This window comes from Saccharopolyspora elongata (assembly GCF_004348985.1).
Lineage (GTDB): Bacteria > Actinomycetota > Actinomycetes > Mycobacteriales > Pseudonocardiaceae > Saccharopolyspora > Saccharopolyspora elongata.
Genome location: NZ_SMKW01000033.1, coordinates 74,001 through 94,260 on the forward strand (window position 1 = coordinate 74,001; position 20,260 = coordinate 94,260).

Annotated in this window: 7 protein-coding genes; 3 read left to right on the forward strand and 4 right to left on the reverse strand. The window is 68.6% G+C overall.

Features of this window, described 5'->3' with window-relative positions:
- Positions 1–283: 283 nt before the first annotated feature.
- The 4 genes from kynU to E1288_RS24025 all read right to left on the reverse strand — a co-directional run bounded on the left by kynU (position 284) and on the right by E1288_RS24025 (position 6,200).
- Positions 284–1,525: a kynureninase gene (gene kynU, locus E1288_RS24010; protein WP_132488694.1), complete on the reverse strand. Its 1,242-nt coding sequence runs from the start codon at positions 1,523–1,525 to the stop codon at positions 284–286.
- Between the two features lie 25 nt (positions 1,526–1,550).
- The gene (locus tag E1288_RS24015) at positions 1,551–2,582 is read right to left on the reverse strand and encodes an amidohydrolase family protein (RefSeq protein ID WP_132488696.1); all 1,032 of its coding nucleotides are present in this window, start codon (positions 2,580–2,582) and stop codon (positions 1,551–1,553) included.
- A gap of 49 nt (positions 2,583–2,631) precedes the next feature.
- On the reverse strand, positions 2,632–4,026 hold the full coding sequence (locus E1288_RS24020; protein ID WP_132488698.1) for a cation:proton antiporter domain-containing protein: 1,395 nt from the start codon (positions 4,024–4,026) through the stop codon (positions 2,632–2,634).
- Between the two features lie 101 nt (positions 4,027–4,127).
- Positions 4,128–6,200: an AMP-binding protein gene (locus E1288_RS24025; RefSeq protein ID WP_165968227.1), complete on the reverse strand. Its 2,073-nt coding sequence runs from the start codon at positions 6,198–6,200 to the stop codon at positions 4,128–4,130.
- 588 nt (positions 6,201–6,788) lie between these two features.
- On the opposite strand from E1288_RS24025, the gene E1288_RS24030 reads away from it, so the two are divergent.
- The 3 genes from E1288_RS24030 to E1288_RS24040 all read left to right on the forward strand — a co-directional run bounded on the left by E1288_RS24030 (position 6,789) and on the right by E1288_RS24040 (position 20,243).
- A complete protein-coding gene (locus E1288_RS24030; protein ID WP_132488702.1) occupies positions 6,789–7,316 on the forward strand; it encodes a flavin reductase family protein in 528 nt (175 codons plus the stop codon).
- A 320-nt stretch (positions 7,317–7,636) separates the two neighbouring features.
- The gene (locus tag E1288_RS24035) at positions 7,637–8,224 is read left to right on the forward strand and encodes a ClpP family protease (protein WP_132488732.1); all 588 of its coding nucleotides are present in this window, start codon (positions 7,637–7,639) and stop codon (positions 8,222–8,224) included.
- 1,177 nt (positions 8,225–9,401) lie between these two features.
- Positions 9,402–20,243, forward strand: a complete 10,842-nt coding sequence (locus tag E1288_RS24040; protein ID WP_132488704.1) for a non-ribosomal peptide synthetase — start codon at positions 9,402–9,404, stop codon at positions 20,241–20,243.
- The last annotated feature ends 17 nt before the right edge of the window (positions 20,244–20,260 follow it).

Sequence of the window (20,260 nt, forward strand, 5' to 3'; positions counted from 1 at the left end):
TGGTTCGGGACCAGCGTGGCGGTGGAGGTATCGATCGCTTTGGTCCTCGGCAGGGGAGTCGGAGTCGGGTCGACCGCCCCTCCGGATCAGCACTCACGGCGAGATCAACGCGACGCGCCTGGATCCCTGCCTCGCTGTTCATGTCTGTGACTCTCCCTGGTCTCCCAATGTCAAGCATTGCCGACCGGGCCGCTCGATCAAAGCAAAGCAGCGGAGGATTGCCCGTAAAGCAGCGGGAACTGCCTTTTCGTGCACTCGAAACGCAGGTCAGTCCGGGACATCGTCACCTCGTGCTGCGGGCGCCGACGAGTTCGGCGAGCAGTGACAGTCCACGGTGGACTTCGGCGAAGCTGGTGCCCAGTGGTGCCAGGCCGATGCGGATGCCGTCGGGAGCGCGGAAGTCCGGGATGACGCCGCGTTGCCAGAGCCGGTCGTTGATCTCGCGGAAGTCCTCTCGGCGCAGCGTGATGTGGCCACCTCGGCGTTCGGGGTCGCGCGGCGAGGCCAGTGCCACGCCGTGGTCGAGGAGCCAGGCGTCGACGAGTTCGAGGGCGTAGTCGGTCAGCCGGAGCGATTTGGCGCGGACCGCTTCGATGCCGGCCTCTTCGAGCATGTCGAGGCCGGTCAGCAGCGGCAGCATGCCCAGGATCGGGGGAGTGCCGCTGAGCATGCTGCGCACGCCGTCGACGGGTTGGTAGCCGGGGCCCATCGCGAGCGGGTCGCGGTGTCCGATCCAGCCCCAGATGGGTTGTCGCGCGTGACCGTGGTGGCGCCGGTTGAGGTAGCCGAACGCGGGGGATCCGGGGCCGCCGTTGAGGTACTTGTAGGTGCAGCCGACGGCGAAGTCGGCGTTCCAGGAGTCGAGGTGGACGGGGACGGCGCCGACGGAGTGGCTGAGGTCCCAGAGCACCAGAGCGCCCGCGTCCTGGGCGGTGCGGGTGATCGCTTCGGCGTCGGCCACGTACCCGGATCGGTAGGCGACGTGGCTGAACACGACGAGTGCGGTGTTCGGGCCGACCGCGCCCGCGACCTGTTCGGCGGTGATGCCCTCGGCGGGGTCGGTGTCGATCCACCTGAGGTTCAGGCCTCGTTCGGCGGCGATGCCTTCGAGGACGTAGCGGTCGGTGGGGAAGTTGTCGGTGTCGATGACGATCTCGTCGCGGCCGGGCCGGGCATCCACGGCGGCGCGGGCGAGCTTGTAGAGCAGCACGGTGGTCGAGTCGGCGACCAGGACCTGGCCGGGCGCTGCGCCGAGGGCCACCCGGCCGAGGCGGTTGCCGATCTCTTCGGGCCAGTCGAACCAGCCGTCGGTCCAGCCGCGGATCAGCTGCCGCCCCCACTGCTCGCGGATGAAGCGGTCCATCCGCTCGGCGGTGGCCAGGGCGGGGCGTCCCAAGGAGTTGCCGTCGAAGTAGGCGACGACATCGCTGTCCTCCGGGATCAGGAACCGGTCCCGGAAGCCGCGCAGCGGATCGGTTTCGTCCAGAACGTGCGCCTTCTCCAGGAGATCGGCGTGGCTGAGCATGTGTTCCTCACCTTCCGATGACGGATCAGGCGGGGAGGTCCGGTGCGACCGGATCCACTACCTGTGCGGAGCTGAGCGAGTCGGCGAAGCGCGAGGGGGTCGGGTCGAGTCCGCCGGGAACCCAGCACGGCGGGACCGGACTGCGCAGATCGGTCATGGCGGTGAGCACGTCGTCGGGCGTGAGCCCGGCGGCCAGCAGCGCGGTGACCTCGCGGGGGTTGACACCCTGCGGCAGCGGCCCGTTGCCCAGGTCCGTTCCGTAGTGGATGGTTCCGCCGTGCTCGACGAAGCGCCGCAGGTTGTCCGTCGCCGTGCGCAGCTGCGGGGTGTCGGTGCCGAAGCCGTGGATGTCCAGGGTGCTGATCCAGCTCATCCGCTGTGCCGCATCGGCGAGGAGCCCTTCGTCGACGCGTTCTGTCCACGGGGTGTGCGCCAGCCGGTCGATGCCGTTGTCGTAGGCCTGCCGCAGGGTGCCTTCGCCTTCGACGTGCGCGATGACGGGGAGACCGGCGGCATGTGCGGCGGCGACGATCGCCGCGAGCACGGAGTCCCGAAGCACGGGGCCCGCGTCGGAGTTCAGCGCGACCTTGATGGCATGTGCGCCGACCTGCTGCTGCTCGCCCACAGCGGCCTCGGCGTCGAGCGGGGAAAGCACTTCGCGGAAACTCCCGGCAGCGGCCCAGGACCTGTCACTGGGATAGCCGCGCGGAGCCGTCAGGAAAGCACCGACCACCCGCGCCCTCGGCAAGGTCGGGTCGTCGACGCGCAGGGCCTCCAGCACATCGGGGGCGCTGCCGAGATCGTGCACTTCGGCGATCCCCCCGGAGCGAACCGAACGGAGGTCCACCAGCCCGGAGTGCACGTGCGCATCGCGCAGTCCAGGAAGGACAGTTCCACCGAGTCGTCTCGTCCGGGCGCCGGCCGGAACATCTTCGGGGGCGACAGGCGTGGAACCGGCGGGTTCGCCGTTGCGGAGGCGCAGGGCGCACCGGCCGAACCAGCGGCGGACGCCCCACCAGGCGGAGTCGGCCAACAGCCATTCCTCTGCGATGTCCATGTTCTCCAGCCCTATCCCCGTGCGCGTCGCGAAAGCAGGTCGATTTGCGTCACGCCGCGCTTCTCGCGGGAGTGGTGTGCAGCTGGAGCCGCCGCAGCAGCGGTCCCGTGACCGCCGTGGTCACCAGCGCCATGCAGGTCAGCATGGTGAACAGGCGAGGCGACAGGACCCCGAGGGACAGCCCGATCTGCAACACGATCAACTCGGTGACGCCTCGGCAGTTCATCATCAGCCCCAGGCCGGCCGACGACCGCCAGTCGTGGCCGAGCAGCCGGGCGAAGATCGCGACGCCGGCGATCTTGCCCACCGCCGCGACGACGATGATCAGCGCGAGGATCCCCCAGTCCGCGGGCCCGCCGATGCTCGCGAGATCCAGCTTGAGCCCGACCACCGCGAAGAACAGGGGGAGCAGCAGCCACATCGTCAAGCCCTCGATCTTGCCGAGCACCTCGCGGACCGTGGCCGAGTCGCGCGGCAGGATCAGACCGGCCAGGACCGCACCGAAGATCGCATGGGCACCGATCGAATCGGTGATCCACGCGGAGGCGAACACGCAGCACAACAGGAACGCGGCCACCGCCGTGTGACCGGACCGCTCGAACGCCGCCACCAGCCGGGGCATCGCGGGACGCACGAAGGCGATCAGAGCGCCGCCGTAACCGATCACCAGCGCGCAGGCGACGAACGCAGACAGGAGCGATCCATTGCCGATCACCGCGCTGACGACCATGAGCAGGCACCACGCGATGGCGTCTCCCGCTCCTGCCGTGGCCAGACCGAGCGTGCCGACCGGCGTGTCCGCCAGCTTCTGCTCGTGCAGGATCCGCGCCAGCACTGGGAAAGCCGTGATCGCGAAGGCCACGCCGACGAAGAGCACCAGCGCCAGCAGAGGCGTGCCGTTCGTCCGGTAGTCGCCCAGCGCCCAGGCCGCGAGCAGTGCGCCGAACAGGAAGGGGATGACGGTGCTCACCTGTGCCAGCGCCAGCGCGGTGCCACCGCTGCGGCGGAGCAGGTCGATCGGCATCTCCCTGCCGACCAGGAACATGAACAGGATGACGCCGAACTGCGACAGCGTTTCCAGCGAGGGCACCACATCAGCGGGGAACAGCCACGCCGTTGCCTCTGGGAGCAGCAGCCCGAGGACGGAGGGGCCGAGGATGATCCCCGCGGTGATCTCGCCGACCACGCTCGGCTGGCCGACCAGCCGCAGCAACGCGCCAAACAGCCTGGTCACGGCGAGGATGACCGCGATGGCCAGCAGCAGACGGTGCCCGCTGGACACGATCGAATCCGCTCCCGGCAGCGCGGCGACACCGTTGTTCCCCAACGACTGGACCAGCGCGACGACCGCGACGAGGGGCAGCACCACCAGGAACAGGTAGCCGGGCAGGTAGCGGGTGCCGACCGACAGCCGGGGCGACAGGGGAGTTTCTTCGTTGTTCACGCGGTGGGTCCTTCACTGCGGGATGCTGCTCGGCTGGTTGTTCGCGGCCAGGGGCAGGACGGCGAGGACGAATGCCGAGGGCGCCGCCCGGTCCGGTCGGCTCAGTCGCCTTCCTCGTCGCCGACTTCGCGCAGCACCACCAGGGACAGGTCCTGGACGGTTCCGTTCATGAATTCGGACATGGGGAGGGAGACCCCGTAGTCCCGTTCGACGTCGTGGCGCAGCCTGATCATGCGCACCGACTCCATGCCCAAGCCGATCAGCGGCTTGTCGTCGGGCAGCGCCTGCCAGCTCACACCCAGCGCGGAGGCGATCCGCTTGCGCAGCTCCGTGGTGACGGCGGAAGCCCGGACCTCGGGCGGCAACGCGAGCAACAGGTCGCCCATGGCCGACCTGGCGGCGGTGGGTTCGGCGGCAGGCGCCACCCACGTGCTCGTCGCCAGCGGTACGAGCTCGCCGTTGAGGTAGGACTCCCGGCAGCCGCGCCTCCGGACCTTTCCGCTCTGCGTGCGCGGGACCGCCGCCGGTTCGACGAGGACGACCTCGTACACCTCGACCTGGTGCGCGCTCGTGACCCGCAAGCGGATTCGCTCGGCGAGGTCGGCCAAGTCGGCGTCGGCGCTCGACTCCACCGCCTGCACGACGATGAGCCGTTCCCCGTCCTCCGAGTCGACCGAGAAGGCCGCGACCGGGAGGCTCGCCAGCGAGGGGGAGACCTGCTGGGCCGCGCCCTCGATGTCCTGCGGGTACAGGTTGCGGCCGTTGATGATGATCAGTTCCTTGAGCCGGCCGCAGGGCACGAGGTCGCCGTCGTGGAAGAACGCGAGATCGCCGGTCCGGACGAACGGGCCGTCCCCGTCGGCCAGGGTGCCGCCGAAGGTCTCGGCCGTCTCCGTCGGCCGGTTCCAGTACTCCTGGCAGACGACCGGGCCGCTCACCCAGACCTCGCCCACCTGGCCGGCGGCGCACTCGGTGCGGGACTCGGGGTCCACGACGAGCACGCGCCCGAACGGCCCGGCGCCCCCGCACCCCACGAGTTCTTGCGCACGCGTGGAGCCCTCCGCCGGCACCAGCTCGGCGCGACCCCGCTCCAGCTCGGTGGCATCGACCGCAACGCTGAGCGCGTCGGGTTTGCGCTTGCCCACGACGATCTGCATGGTCTCGGTGAGGCCGTACGCCGGGAACAACGAAGTGCGCCGGAAACCGGCCGGCCCGAAGGAGCTGACGAACCGTTCGAGGGTGGCTTCCTGAACTCGCTCGCCGCCGATGAGCGCGACCTCCCAGCCGGACAGGTCGAGCTCGGCCCGCTGGTCCTCGCCGATCAAACTGCAGCACCGCTCGTACGCGAAGTTCGGGCCTCCGCTGAACACCGGTCCCTCGGTCGCCGAGATCGCCGCCAGCCACCGGAAGGGATCGGCGACGAAGTCCTCCGGCGTCATCAGCACGGCCTCGCCGCCCGCCAGCTGCGCGAGCAGCACCTGTCCGAGCCCGAGCGCGTGGAGGGACGACATCCAGCACACGACGTTGCCGCCCGCCGGGAGGTCGGTGAGCGCCCGGAAGTTGGCGATCTGGGCCGCGAGGTTGCCGACCGACACCGCCACGCCCTTCGGCCGGCCGGTCGATCCCGAGGTGTACTGCAGCAGCGCCAGGTCATCAGCGACGGCCCGGGGCGGAACCCAGAGCCGTGCGTGGTCCTCGCCCAGTGCATCGACGTTGAACCACACCCCGGGGGGTGCGAGGTCCCCCCACCTGTCGCGCAACGCCGGCGCGAGATCTTCGGTGGTGAGCACCGCTGCCACGTCGGCGTCCGCTGCCATGGCGATCAACCGGTCGGCTGCTTCTTGCGTGGCGTCGCCGGTGTCCGGTGAGCACGGCACGGCCGCTACGCCCGCGTACAGGCATCCGAGGAATCCAGCGAGGAAATGCGGGCCGGGCGGCAGCAGCAGCAGTACCCGCGCGCCTGCGATGCCCTCCTGCTGCAGCGCCGCCGCGACGGAGCGCGCCCGCAGGTCCAGCTCCCCGCGGCTGAGGACCACGCCGCGCTCGCCTGGCGCGTGACCGGGAGGTAGGAACCGGAGAGCCGTGGCACCCGGCGCGCGCTCGGCGTTGTCCCGGAGCACCTCGAACAGCGAATCGATCCGGGCGTCCAGGCGGCGCGCGGCGAGATCGGTCATGCCCAGGCTCCTGTCCATCGGTTGCGTGCCACGTGGCATGCCGAGGATCACCAGCGCGGGAGGATCTGACCAACCCCGGAAGGAGCCGCCGAACGACTACGGGTGGGGTAGCCGTTCGGTGATGCTCCATTGGAATACACCGGCCGGGGACTCCCCTGTGGTGCCGCCGCACCAGCACTTCGGTGCCCTTCGCGCGACTTCCCAATTGAGCGTCTTTTATCCTGGTCGGCCCGCAGTCGCGGGTCGCAAAGCTGCACGTCGATGGGGTGCCGCATGCGCCGCAGGCGCATAACCCACCTACGACACCTGCACCGCCGCGGGTTCACTGTGCCCGTGCCCCTGGGGCACTCCTGGGCGGGACGGCCCTGACGCCGTGTATTGGACATACATAAGTCAGGGCACCCACAGACCAGGGAGCCTCTGAGGTTCCGCTACCCGCACCGCCACGCAAATTGAGGTTGGAAAAACCTCATTAATGCCCATCTCGGGGGGCGCCGTTTAGGCACTCGCGGACTCCGCGCGGCTCTATATCGTCTTGATCGGCAGTCCGTCAGGGCGAGTGGACCGACGACCGAAGGGACCCACCTGATGCCAGACAGCGTGCCGGCCAGTGCCCTCGACAGCCCGGTGCAGCAGGACGCGGCAGCGTTCAAGGAACTGATGAGCGCGTTCCCCAGCGGCGTCGCCGTGGTCACCGTCACGGACCGCACCGGCGAACCCCACGGATTCACCTGCTCATCGCTCTGCAGCGTCGGCCTGGCGCCACCGACGCTCTTGATCTGCGTTTCCAACCGCAGCGGAACCCTCGCCATCATCCGGGACCGGGGTCGATTCGCGGTCAACCTGCTCCACAGCCAGGGACGTCACGCCGCAGAGGTCTTCTCCTCGGGCGCCCCCGACCGGTTCTCCTCGCTGCCCTGGGCGCCGACCCAGCGGTTGGGTCTTCCCCATCTCGTGGAGCACGCCCATGCCATTGCCGAGTGCGAGGTCACCAAGACCACGGTCGCCAGCGACCACGTGATCGTGCTGGGCGAAGTCGCGGCTGTGACGTACCGCCAGGAGCCGCCGCTGCTGTACGGCCTGCGGCAGTACGCCACCTGGCCTTCGGGTGCGTGAGGGGGCACTGCTGCTGGTGCCCCCTCACACACCGCGTTCGGCACCAGCACGACGCCCTCCGCCGCGGATGTCGATCCGGTGCACCGAGTGCACGTGATCAGCGCAGACCTCCTCCGTTGACCTCATCGGCTGCCGAGCAGGCGGGGAAGGCTCGGCCGGGTCACGCTCTGAGCGAAAGTGGGCGGGTTCGGCGTTCCGCGCCGCGCATGTTGGTTAGGGTTGGTCACGTAATGTCGCAAGATCAGTCAGTCCTGACCGGGCGGCATGCGGTACGGGCGACGAGAAGGTAGGTAGACGTGACGCACGACCACAAACTGAGCATGCGGACCGGTGGTCTCAACCTGACCGACTCGGTGTACGAGCGACTGCTCCAGGAACGCATCGTCGTGCTCAATTCCCAGGTTGACGACGACGCGGCGGGCCGGATCACCGCACAGCTGCTGCTGCTGGCGGCCGAGGACCCGAAGTCCGACATCCGGTTCTACATCAACTCGCCGGGCGGTGCGGTGTCGGCCGCGTTCGCCATGTACGACACGATGCAGCTCATCGAGCCGGACGTGGCGACCTTCGCGCTGGGCATGGCGGCTTCCGCGGGCCAGTTCCTGCTCTCCTCGGGGACGCCGGGCAAGCGGTACTCGTTGCCGCACGCGCGCATCCTGATGCACCAGCCGTTGGCCGGCGTCGGTGGTACCGCGTCCGACATCGCCATCCAGGCCGACCTGTTCGTCAAGCAGAAGCACGAACTGGCCCGGCTCACCGCGGAGCAGACCGGCCAGCCCATCGAGAAGATCCTCGCGGACGCCGACCGGGACCGCTGGTTCACCGCGACCGAGGCCCAGGAGTACGGCCTCGTCGACCACGTGGTGAGCCGCGTGTCGATGTCCGGGGCGGCGAAGGCGGACAGCTGAGCCTCGATCGTTGAGCATGAACTGCGCCTTCCCCCCGCAGGCCGGCGTCGGCACGACCACGCTGCATTGGGCGAGCTGAGACCGCTTTCGGGTGGTCGCCGGGGTCGGCGTGCGGGGTCGGCGTGGGGCATGCCCGTACGAAGCGGGCGTGAGGTCTGCTGGTAGCGGGAATCCGGCCAGAGATATCTCAATCCGGTTGAGGACCCCACGTGCTCGTGAGCGAGCCGCGCTCGATGCGCGGTGGTTCGCAGCGGGCTGCTCACGGCTCGGTTCTCCCGGGTCCTGAATCCGGCCGACTCCCTCCATCCGATGTGGACTGCACGGCTGGGCCGGCGAGCGATGATCCCGCTCGGTACGCGGTCGACCTCGCCGTGCCGGGCGAGGGACCCGCGCCGACGCAACGTCCTGCCCGTGACGACCGGTCCGTTCCGGTGCGACCGGCTGCTGATATCTCACGAGGTCGTCGACGTGCCGCCGACCAGGCCCCGGAACCGCACGACGTCCGGTGCCGGATGGCGGCCCCGCATATCTGATCCGGGCGGAAATCATTCGCCTCCGGCCTCGTCGATCACATGGCGAACTCCGCATTCGGTGCCGAACGCGTTGAGTGGCCGTGCTGAAAACCGGTATCGAAATCAACGTGCCGCCATGCTGTTTCATTGAGCGCTTCTCATCTTGGTCGGCCCGCAGTCGCGGGTCGCAAAGCTGCACGTCGATGGGGTGTCGCATGCGCCGCAGGCGCATAACCCACCTACGACACTTGCACCGCCGCGGGTTCACTGTGCCCGTGCCCCTGGGGCACTCCTGGGCGGGACGGCCCTGACGCCGTGTATTGGACATACATAAGTCAGGGACCCCACAGACCAGGGAGCCTCTGAGGTTCCGCTACCCGCACCGCCACGCAAATCGAGGTTGGAAAAACCTCAATTCCGTTTCAAAGAGGGCGACGGCGTGGGTGGCCATACGGGCACCCCTGAAGGACACGCCACCGAGGCGGTGTCGCCCTCCCTGGAATCTGTCAGCATCGGTGGGTACGGCAGCCAGCCCAGCGCGGTTTCTTCCAGAAAGGGCACTCATGCCTTCCAGTCGCCTACCTGAGAACAGGTCCGGAGGTGCCGGCGGCAACCCGGCCGTACGGGCGGAGGATCTGCCTACCGCGTCTGATGGGCAAGTTGGCATGCCACTTCGTGAAATCGTTCAGCGGTACGACGAGGGTACGCTTTCGACAACGGATTTGCTCACCGAGTTGGTGGAGCACGCAAAACGTCCCCTGTCGGAAGGGCAGCGCGGTTTGTGGGCGCTGCACAAGATGGAACCGGACACGTATTCGTACAACGTGCCGGTATGCCTATCGTGCGAGCACGTCGACCAAGCCGCTCTTGAGGACGCATTCCGCGATACGGTGTCGCGGTACCCGATTCTTTCGGCAGCCGTCCGGGAAGGGGACGGCGGGCCTTCTTTGTCGCCTGGTGGCGCCGATCGTTTCCAGGTCGAATATGCGGACATCTCGGATGTTCCCGCCGATGACGTGCTCGAGCACCTGAAGCGGAGAGCGCAACGGCCGTTCGACCTGGCCGGCGAGCCCCTGATCCGGCTGTCCGTGCTGCGCCGTGCCGAGTCCGAGGTGTACGTCCTCGTGGTCGTCCACCACATCATTCTCGACGGGCCGTCGCTGTGCCTCGTGCTCGACACCTTCCTGCGCGCCTACCAGGCACGGGTCGGTGGCCGGGAACCGTCGTCCCAGCCCGGTGCTGCGGAGTTCGGCGAATTCGTCGCGTGGGAGGACGAGTACCTCGGTGATGCTCGCGCCGAGCGCGACCGGGATTTCTGGCAGCGGGAACTCGCCGGCAGAATTCCGCTCACCGGTTTGCCCACCGAGGCGACGCTGGCTCCTGACGCGCCGCACGAAGGCGAGGTGTGCACTCGGCGGTTGTCGAAGGAGCAGGCCGATGTCATTTCCTCGTTCGCCGCGTCGAACGGGATCATTCCCGGCGTTTTCCTGCTCGCCGTCTTCAAGACATTGCTCCACCGGTACACGGGGCAGGAGGACATCGTCATCGGAATGCCGGTGTCCGGGCGCCCGTCGGAACGCTTCGACTCGTCGGTCGGCTATTTCATCAACGCCCTGCCCATTCGAAGCAAACCGGTCGCATCGGACGAATTCGCGCTGTTCGCCCAGCGGCTGCAATCAACGGTTTTCGAGGCGATCGACCACGCGGCCTATCCATTCCCCCGCATCGTGCGAGATCTCGGTGATCGCGATGCGGACCTCCGGTCGCCGGTATTCCAGGTCGCCTACAACTACCAGAACTTCTCCCTGGTCGGGACTTTGCAGAACCTGGCGGACGAGCTCCGCGACACCTGGCCGTTCCGGGTGGTGGAAGGTCTGCACCAACTCGGTGAGTACGACCTAACGCTGGACGTGGTTCCCGGTGACGGATTCGAACTCATCTGGAAATACCACCCCGCCGCTTTTTCCGCCGCCACCATTGCGCGGATGGCCGACCACTTCGTCAACCTGATCGATGACGTCGTGGCTTCGGGCGGCCATGCCGAACTCGGCCGCCTGAACCTCCTGGACACGGCTGAGCGACGACTCCTCCTCGACGAGTGGAACCGCACGGACGTCGACCATCCCGAGGACCGGACGGTCTGGGATCTCTTCGCGGAGCGGGCGGAATCGGGGCCGGACGCGCCTGCGGTGACCTGCGGGGAGCAGACCCTGACCTACCGCGAACTCGCCGATCGCAGCTCGGCGCTGGCCGATGCGCTGCTGCGCCGAGGCGTCGGGGCCGGGGACAACGTGGGTGTCTGCTTCGAGCGTTCGCTCGATCTGATCGTGGGTCTGCTCGCGATCATGAAGCGGGGCGCGGCGTACGTGCCGTTGGATCCCGACTTCCCGGCCGAGCGCCTCTCGTACATGATCCGGGACAGCGGGGCCGAGCTCGTCGTCTGCCACGAGGCCGTGATGGGCGCGTTGTCCGCGGTGGAGACGCACGGGGCGAGGCTCTACGTGACGGACCGCCCCGACGACGGTGACGAGGTGCGGGAACCGCGGGCCGCGCATCCCGAGTCGACGCCTGGTGTTGCGTACACCATCTACACCTCGGGCAGCACTGGACAGCCCAAGGGAGTGGTGGTTCCGCATCGGGCGCTGACCAATTTCCTGCTGGCCATGGCCGGAATCTTCGAGGCGACCGCGAGCGACCGGTTGTTGGCCGTCACCACGTACAGCTTCGACATCGCCGGCTTGGAGCTCTACCTGCCGCTGATCACCGGCGGACATTGCCGCATCTGCGATTCGACGACGGCCAAGGACGCCACCTTGCTCGCGGCGGAGGTGGACGCGTGGCGGCCCACTCTCATGCAGGCCACCCCTGCTACCTGGGCCATGCTGCTGCGCGTGGGGTGGCAGAACGCCTGCGGGGCCAAGATCCTCTGCGGTGGGGAGGCGTTGCCGGAGAACCTCAAGGACCAGCTCGTATCCCGTGGTGAGGCTTGGAACCTGTACGGGCCGACGGAGACCACGATCTGGTCGACGGTGCGGCGGTTGCGCCGCGACGAGCCGGTGACCATCGGAACGCCGATCGCGAACACGCGGTTGTACGTCCTCGACGAGAACATGCAGCCGGTGCCCGTTGGGGTGCCGGGTGAACTGTGTATTTCGGGCCGTGGTGTCGCGCTGGGATACCACGGGAAGCAGGACCTGACGGAGCAGCGCTTCGTCGAGAGCCCGTTCGTCGGCGGCGAGCGCCTCTACCGGACCGGCGACGTCGCGCGTCGGCTGCCCAATGGCGAAATCGTCTTGCTCGGGCGGATGGACAACCAGATCAAGCTCCGCGGTTACCGCATCGAGCTCGGTGAGATCGAGGCCGTGCTCAACGGCCATCCGGACGTCGCGAACAGCGTTGTCGTGGTGGAGCGCAAAGGCCGATCGGAGCGGCTCGCCGCGTATTTCACGGTGCACGGCGACAGTCGGCGTGCCATCGACACCAAGGCGCTGCGCGCGCATCTGGAGAAGTCCCTCCCGGCCTACATGGTGCCGAGTGCGTTCGTGACGCTGGAATCCTTCCCGCTCACGGCCAACGGCAAGATCGATCGGGCGCGGCTGCGCGACTCCGGTGAGCAGGCGCCGGCCGTGCGGTCCACCTCCGATGCCGCCGCGGGTGCGGCCCGCGTCGAGCGGAGTGTGCGCAAGATCTTCGGCGAGGTGCTCGGCCGCGAGGACGTCGACCGCGACGAAGGGTTCTTCGAAGCGGGCGGCGACTCCTTCTCGGCCATCGAAGTGGTGGAGGAGATCAACCGGACCTTCGGGTGCCGGCTGCGGCCGGTGGCGCTGTTCTCGAACCCGTCGATCGCGGCGATGGCTCGGCATCTGGCCGGGCTGCTGCCATCGGAAGCGGCGTCCCCGGCGCAAGCAGCAGCGCAGAGTGCGCCCCGGCAGCTCGATCCGCTTCCCGACGGGCGTGCGGCCGAGCCTGCCATCGACGGCGGATACCTCGACGACTCGATCGCAGTGGTCGGCATGTCGTGCCACTTTCCCGGGGCCGAGAACCCCCGGGAGTTCTGGCGCAATCTTCAGGAAGGCAATGGCGGCAGCACGTTCTGGTCGCCCGAGGAGCTGCGTGCGCTCGGGGTGCCGGACGAACTGATCGGTCGGCCCGGGTACGTACCGCAGCGGGCGGTCATCGAGGGCAAAGCGGAGTTCGATCCGGCGTTCTTCGGGATCTCGCCGCGCGACGCCGAGCTCATGGACCCGCAGGGACGGCTCCTGCTGCTGCACGCGTGGAAGGCGTTGGAGGACGCCGGATACCGCCCGGAGGACGTTCCCAACACCAGCGTCTTCACGTCGACGAGCAACAACTTCTACCAGGCGCTGTTGCCGAGCCTGATGGAGAACGCGGCGGGCGCGCGAGTTCTGGCCAGCAATGAGGGGTACGTGGCCTGGCTGCTCTCGCAGGGCGGCAGCGTGCCCACGATGATCTCGAGCAAGTTGGGGCTGAGCGGCCCCAGCATGGCTGTGAGCACCAACTGCTCCTCGGCGTTGAGCGGACTCCACCTCGCGTGCCAGGGATTGCTCGCCAGCGAGGTCGATCAGGCGCTGGTCGGCGCGGCCAGCCTCTACTCCACGATGGAGCTGGGCTACGTGCACCAGCCGGGCCTGAACTTCTCGAGCGACGGGCGTTGCAAACCGTTCGACGACACGGCCGACGGCATGACCGGCGGTGAAGGGGTGGGCGTCGTCGTTCTCAAGCGCGCCCGCGATGCGTTCGCCGATGGCGACCACGTCTACTGCCTGATCCGCGGGGTGGCGGTCAACAACGACGGCGGTGACAAGGCCGGGTTCTACGCCCCGAGCGTGCGAGGCCAGGTCGAGGTCATCCGCAAGGCGCTGGACAAGTCGGGCGTGGACCCCGAGTCGATCCGCTACGTCGAAGCGCACGGCACGGGCACCAAGCTGGGCGATCCCATCGAGGTCGCGGCGTTGACCGAGGCGTACCGGCACTTCACGGATCGGAGCCGGTACTGCGGGATCGGGTCGGTCAAGAGCAACATCGGCCATCTCGACGCCGCCGCCGGGATCGCCGGTCTGATCAAGCTGGCCCTGAGCCTCCACCACGGCGAGGTCCCGAGATCCCTGAACTGCGACGTGCCGAACACGCAGATCGATTGGGAGAACTCCCCGTTCTTCGTGGTCGACCAGAACCTGCCGCTGAGCAGGACGGGCTCCGAGCCTCCCCGGGCGGGGCTGAGCTCGTTCGGCGTCGGCGGCACCAATGTGCACGTGGTGCTCGAGCAGGCGGCCCCGCGTTCGCGTGCGGTGCCTTCCGCCGAGAGGAGCCCGAGCGAGCATCTGGTCGTCCTCTCGGCACGGGACGGCGAACGCCTCGAAGCCCTCGCCCGGGACCTCCTGGCGTTCCTGCCGGAGTACCGGGGTGCAGGCGGGGACCTGGCGTCGCTGGCGTACACGCTGCAGACCGGACGGCGGGAGATGGCCAGCCGGATGGCGTTCATCGCCGCCGACTTCGAGACATTGGCCGCGCAGCTCGGCGCCTACGTCGAAGGGAGCGTGCCGGAAGCGGCTTTCGCCGGCACCGTCCGGCGCCAGGACGACGAACTGGTATCGCTGTTCGCCCGAACCGAGCAGCTCCAGGAGCTCGCGGCGGAATGGTTCGAGCGCGGCGAGTGGGAGAAGGTCGCACCCCTGTGGGTCAGCGGCATCGACGTCGCCTGGAACTCGTACTACGGCGCGCAGGTGCCGGGACGGGTGAGCCTGCCGACGTACCCGTTCGACACGAAGCCGTTCTGGCCGACCGCGGCAGCGGAACCGGTGAGGCAGAGGCAGCCCGCGCAAGCGGCCGTGCCCCACGAGAGCGTGCCGGTCGACGCTGATGCTCTGCTCGGGGCCGGAGCCGGTGGAGTCGAACAGTTCCTGGCGCGGCACCAGCAGAGCATGGCCGAGATGAACGGGATCCTGCGGCAGCTCATGCTCGCGCAGCTGTCGACGATCGGGCTCTTCCGCGAGCCCGCGCGGTACGAGCAAGCCGGGGCGGGCGTGATCGCGCCCGGCTTCGCGAAATGGCTCGGTCACAGCGTGAACGTGCTGGTGGAGGGCGGTGAGCTCGTCCGCGAGGGCGACTTCCTGCGGACGCGGGACGGCGCGCCGGACGCCGAGCAGGCATGGCGCACGTGGCGTGCGTGGAAGGACGGGCGCGGCAGCGATCCGGAGCTGGCAGCCAAGACCGCGCTGGTCGAGCGCATGATCGAGGCCATGCCGGCGATCCTGACGGGAGAGCTGCCGGCCACGAGCATCATGTTCCCCGGTGGGACGCTGGACCTCGTCGAGGCGGTCTACCGGCGGAATGCGACCGCCGACTACTTCAACGCGATGACGGCCGGCGCGGTGCGTTCCGAGGTGGCGGAGCTCCTTCGCGGAGCGCGATCCGAGATCCGGCTGCTGGAGATCGGCGCCGGCACCGGGAGCGCCAGTGATCGCGTGTTCGAGCAGCTGGAGAGCTTCGAGCGCGATATCGCGGAGTACTGCTACACCGACATTTCCAAGGCGTTCCTGATCGAAGCGGAAAAGCGGTTCTCGCCACGCGTTCCGTATCTGACGTGCAGGACGTTCAACGTGGAACTGCCTCCCGGCGAGCAGGGATTCGCGGCAGGGCACTACGACATCGTCATCGCCAACAACGTGCTGCACGCGACCAAGGACGTCGTGGAATCCGTCGAGCACGCCCGGGCGCTGCTGCGCCCTGGTGGTGTTCTCCTGCTCAACGAGCTCGCCGAGAACGAGTTGTGGTCGCACCTGACCTTCGGATTCCTCGACGGCTGGTGGCGCTACACGGACGGCTGGCGCATCGATGGTGGCCCTGCGTTGTCGTCGGCCTCGTGGCGAGACGTGCTCCGCGACAAGGGATTCGACGCGGTGCACTTCCCAGCCGAGCGGGCCCGGTCGTTGGGACTGCAGACCGTGGTGGCGCGGGTTGGTGCGCGGGCGTCGCTTCCCGCCCCGAGGAAGGTCGATCGGGAACTCTCGCTCGAAACGCACGTCGAAGAGGCCCTCGTCCGGAGCCTGATGGCTTCGTTGAAGCTCCGCCGGGAAGAACTGGAGGACGACAAGCCGTTCGCCGACTACGGGCTGGATTCGCTCACGGGCGTCAACCTGGTGCAGCAGCTCAACGAATCGCTGGGCACCGACCTGGATCCCAGCGTCCTGTTCGACAATCCCTCCATCCGGCGCCTGGTGAGATTCGTTCTGGCGGAGCACGGCGACGCGATCACCGCCGACGAGGAACCGGAGACGAGCCCGCTCCCCGCTCCGGTCGAACCTGCGCGCGTGGAGGCGCCACGGACCATCGAGGCGCCACGCACCGTCGAGGCGCCACGGACCATCGAGGCGCCACGGACCATCGAGGCGCCACGCGTCACCGAGGCGCCACGGGCCACCGAAGCGCCTCGGGGGAGCGACCCCATTGCCATCATCGGCATGAGCGGCCGGTTCCCGGGTGCGCGGAACGTCGATGAGTTCTGGCGCCAGTTGGTCGAGGGCCATGATCCGGTGACTCCTGCATCCCGCTGGGACCTGTCGTCCCTCCGGAGCCGGTGCGCGGACGGCGGATTCATGGACGGCATCTACGAGTTCGATCCGCTGTTCTTCGGGATTTCCGGGGTGGAAGCCTCCTACATGGAGCCGCAGCAGCGGTTGTTCCTCCAGGAGGTGTGGAAGGCGCTCGAGGACGCGGGCCACGCGGGCGAGTCGCTCGACCGCGAGCGTTGTGGGATCTACGTCGGTTGCGGCGCCGGTGACTACTTCGACCTGACGACTTCGTCCGATTACCCGGCGCAGGCGTTCTGGGGAAACATGAGCTCGCTCGTGCCGTCCAGGATGGCGTACTACCTGGACCTGCACGGACCGGCGATGGCCGTCGACACCGCGTGCTCCAGTTCGCTGGTGTCCATGTACCTGGCGTGCCAGGGATTGTGGGCGGGGGAGGCCGATCTGGCCATCGCCGGCGGTGTCTTCGTCCAGTGCTCGCCCCGGCTCTACATCGCGGGATCGCGCGCCGGGATGCTGTCCCCGACCGGAAGGTGCCACACGTTCGACCAGGCCGCCGACGGATTCGTCCCGGCCGAAGGCGTCGGAGCGCTGGTCCTGAAGCGGCTTTCGGATGCCGAGGCAGACGGGGACCACATCTACGGCGTGGTGCGCGGGATCGGCATCAACCAGGACGGCACGACCAACGGGATCACCGCGCCGAACGGGAATTCCCAGGAGAAGTTGATCCGGCAGATCTACCGGGACTTCGAGATCGACCCCGAGGGGATCCAACTGGTCGAGGCGCACGGCACCGGCACGAAGCTCGGCGATCCGGTGGAGTTCAACGCGCTCGTACGGGCGTTCCGGGCCCACACGAGCGAGGAGCACTTCTGCTCGCTGGGGTCGAGCAAGGCCAACATCGGCCACGCCCAAGCCGCGGCCGGCGTGATCGGGATCATCAAGACGCTCCTGGCCATGAAGCACGAGACGATGCCCGGGCTCCTGCACTACCGGACGACCAATCCCGGCATCGCGCTGGAGGGCAGCCCGTTCTACGTGCACGCGGAGCCGAAGGAGTGGGTCGTTCCGCAAGGCGGCAAGCGGCGCGCTGCGATCACGTCGCTCGGCGCCAGCGGGACGAACGCGCACGTCGTCATCGAGGAGGCACCGGCATCGCCCCGGCGGAGCAGGCCGGGAGGCCTCCGGCTGATCGCGCTGTCGGCGCGAACGGGGGAGGCCCTGCGCCAGCAGGTGGCCGATCTCGCGCGTGCATGCCGGGAGCGCCGGGATCTGGATCTCGGCGATGTGAGCTACACGCTTCTGCTCGGGCGGACGCACTTCGAGCACCGGTGGGCCCGCGTGGTCGACGATGTGGTCGAGCTGGAACGCGCGCTCACCGCTTGGCTTTCCGGAGATTCCACGGAGACTGCAGTCGGGACGGCCGGGCGGCCGCACGACCTCGCCGCGGAGTACCTCGACGGACGGACGCCCGATTTCGGCGAGTTGTTCCGGGACGGGCGCTACGGGCGCGTGCCGCTGCCGGTCTATCCCTTCGACCGGACCCAGTACGAATTGCCGAGCGATGTATCGCCCAATGGCGCGCTGCTGAGCGGCATATCGCCGAGCGGCGCATCGCCGAGCCACGACCGCCAGCCGGACCGCACGACGCTCACCGGTGACGAGTTCTACCTGCGCGAGCACCGGGTGCAGGGAACCGCCATCGTGCCGGGAGCGATGTACCTGCAGTGGGCCTACGCGGCCGCCCGGCAAAACGCCGGTGCCTCGGACGGGGACGCGGTTTGCTTGCAGGACATCGTCTTCCTGCGTCCCCTCGGCGTGGCGGAGGGGCCACGCGCGGTGCAGGTGGAGCTTCGTCCGGAAGGCAGCGGGACCCGCTTCGAGGTGCATTCCGCGGCAGCGGGTGCTGCGAACGCCGACGGTGGGTCGGTGATTCATTGCCAGGGCGGGGTTTCGCGCCTCGAGCGGTCGGCGCAGCCGGTGATCGACCTGTCCGGGATGCTCCGGGACTTCCGGCGCACCGCGACGGGACCCGAACGCTTCTACGCGGAGTACCGGGAGCTCGGGATCGAGTACGGTCCGGCGTTCCAGGGCCGCGGCGCGGTGTACGAGGCGGAAGGGGCGGTGCTCGCGGAGCTGAACCTGCCGGACGTGGTGAGGGACACCGCGCGCAGCTTCGCGCTGCACCCGGCGCTGGTGGATTCGGCGATGCAGTGCATGAGGCTGCTCGTCGGATCCGGCGACGAGGACCGCGACGTCGGGTTGGTCTTCTCCATCAAGAAGGCGGAGATCTTCGCGCCGTGCTCCGAGAAGATGTGGGCCTGGGTTCGCTGGAGCGACGACGCCCGGGACGCCGGACGAATCGACATCGACCTGGCCGACGATCGCGGCAAGGTGTGCCTCGTGCTCCGGGGGATCACGGGCCGCCGCACCGCGCGCACCGCCGCCCCCGACGAGGAGGCCGTCGCACTGCTCCCCACGTGGGACCAGGCCCGCGAGGCCGAGACCGAGGCCTGGCCGCGGACTGCCGAATCGGTCGGCATCATCGCGGCGACGCAGGACGCGCGCGACGCCCTGGTCGCGAGGTACCCGTCGGCGCACGTGCTGGCCGTTCCAACGCACGGTTCGCAGCACGACATCGAAACCGCCATTCGGTCCGCTCCCGAGCTCGACCACCTGATCTGGGTGGCACCCGAGTACGCGGAGGCGGCATCCGGTGAGGGCATCGTCGACGGCCAATCCGCTGGAACGCTGCAGGTCTTCCGCACGGTGAAAGCGCTGATCGGGGCCGGCTACGGCAACCGCTCCCTGGGGTGGACCGTGATCACGAACCGCGCGCACCAGGTGCACGAGGCCGAGCCGATCGATCCGACCAACGCCGGCGTAGCGGGCCTGGCCGGCTCGGTGGCGAAGGAGTACCCGAACTGGAAGATGCGGGTGGTGGACGTGGACGCGTACGACACCGCGTCGTTGTCCGCCGTGCTGAGCCTGCCCGCCGATCCGGACGGCAACATGCGGATTCGCCGGGGCAGCACGTGGTTCCGGCAGCACCTGACGACCGTTCGCCCCAGTGCGCCGACGTCATCTCGGCTGCGGGAAGGCGGGACCTACGTCATCGTCGGCGGGGCTGGTGGATTGGGAACGGCCATCAGCGAGTACTTGATCCGCCAGTACGGCGCGCAGGTGGTGTGGCTCGGGCGAAGCCCGCGGGACGCGCGCATCGACGCCGCCATCGCCGCAGCAGCGGGCTCCGGCGGACCTGAACCGCTTTACCTGCAGGCCGATGCCACCAGCACCGAGTCCCTCCGGCAGGCGCGGGACGAGATCGAACGGCGCTTCGAGAGCGTGCACGGCGTCATCCACTCCGGACTGGTCTTCTCGGGTGCGACCCTGGCCAAGATGACCGAGGCGGAATTCCACGACGTGCTTCGGGGCAAGGTCGACGCGAGCGTGCGGCTGCTGGACGTGTTCGGCGGCGACTCGCTGGAGGTCGCGCTCTTCCTCTCGTCCATCAACTCGTACCTCAAGGCCATCAAGCAGGCGAACTACGCCGCCGCCTGCACGTTCGTGGATTCCTTCGCGCACGCGGTGGAACGCCGCTACGGATTCGCCGCCAAGGTGCTCAACCTCGGTTACTGCTTCAACAACGCGGTGGCGGAGAACGACCGTGCCGCGGTGGTGGGCGCCGGCGTTCCGCTCATCCAGGCGAGCGAGCTCATGGCGGCGATCGAGCTGCTGTGCGCGGGGCCGGTGGACCAGCTGAGCCTGATGAAGTTCAGCCCCGCCTTGAACACCCGGGGAATCACCGTGGGAGATGACGAAGTCGTTCTCCACTGGGACGAGCCTTCGTCGTCGTTGGCCGCGGTCCACTCCGACCACCGGGAGCTGCGAGATGCGTTCGACGACCTCGAGCGGCTGCGTGCACGAACCAAGGAACTGAACGCGCTCGTGATCTGAACGCGCAATTTCGGAGG

What these genes read in the sequence shown, in the direction of transcription:
- E1288_RS24030 (WP_132488702.1), top strand. Translation starts at nt 6,789, where the DNA reads ATGCCAGACAGCGTGCCGGCCAGTGCCCTCGACAGCCCGGTGCAGCAG.
- E1288_RS24025 (WP_165968227.1), bottom strand. Translation starts at nt 6,200, where the DNA reads ATGACCGATCTCGCCGCGCGCCGCCTGGACGCCCGGATCGATTCGCTG.
- kynU (WP_132488694.1), bottom strand. Translation starts at nt 1,525, where the DNA reads ATGCTCAGCCACGCCGATCTCCTGGAGAAGGCGCACGTTCTGGACGAA.
- E1288_RS24015 (WP_132488696.1), bottom strand. Translation starts at nt 2,582, where the DNA reads ATGGACATCGCAGAGGAATGGCTGTTGGCCGACTCCGCCTGGTGGGGC.
- E1288_RS24040 (WP_132488704.1), top strand. Translation starts at nt 9,402, where the DNA reads ATGCCACTTCGTGAAATCGTTCAGCGGTACGACGAGGGTACGCTTTCG.
- E1288_RS24035 (WP_132488732.1), top strand. Translation starts at nt 7,637, where the DNA reads ATGCGGACCGGTGGTCTCAACCTGACCGACTCGGTGTACGAGCGACTG.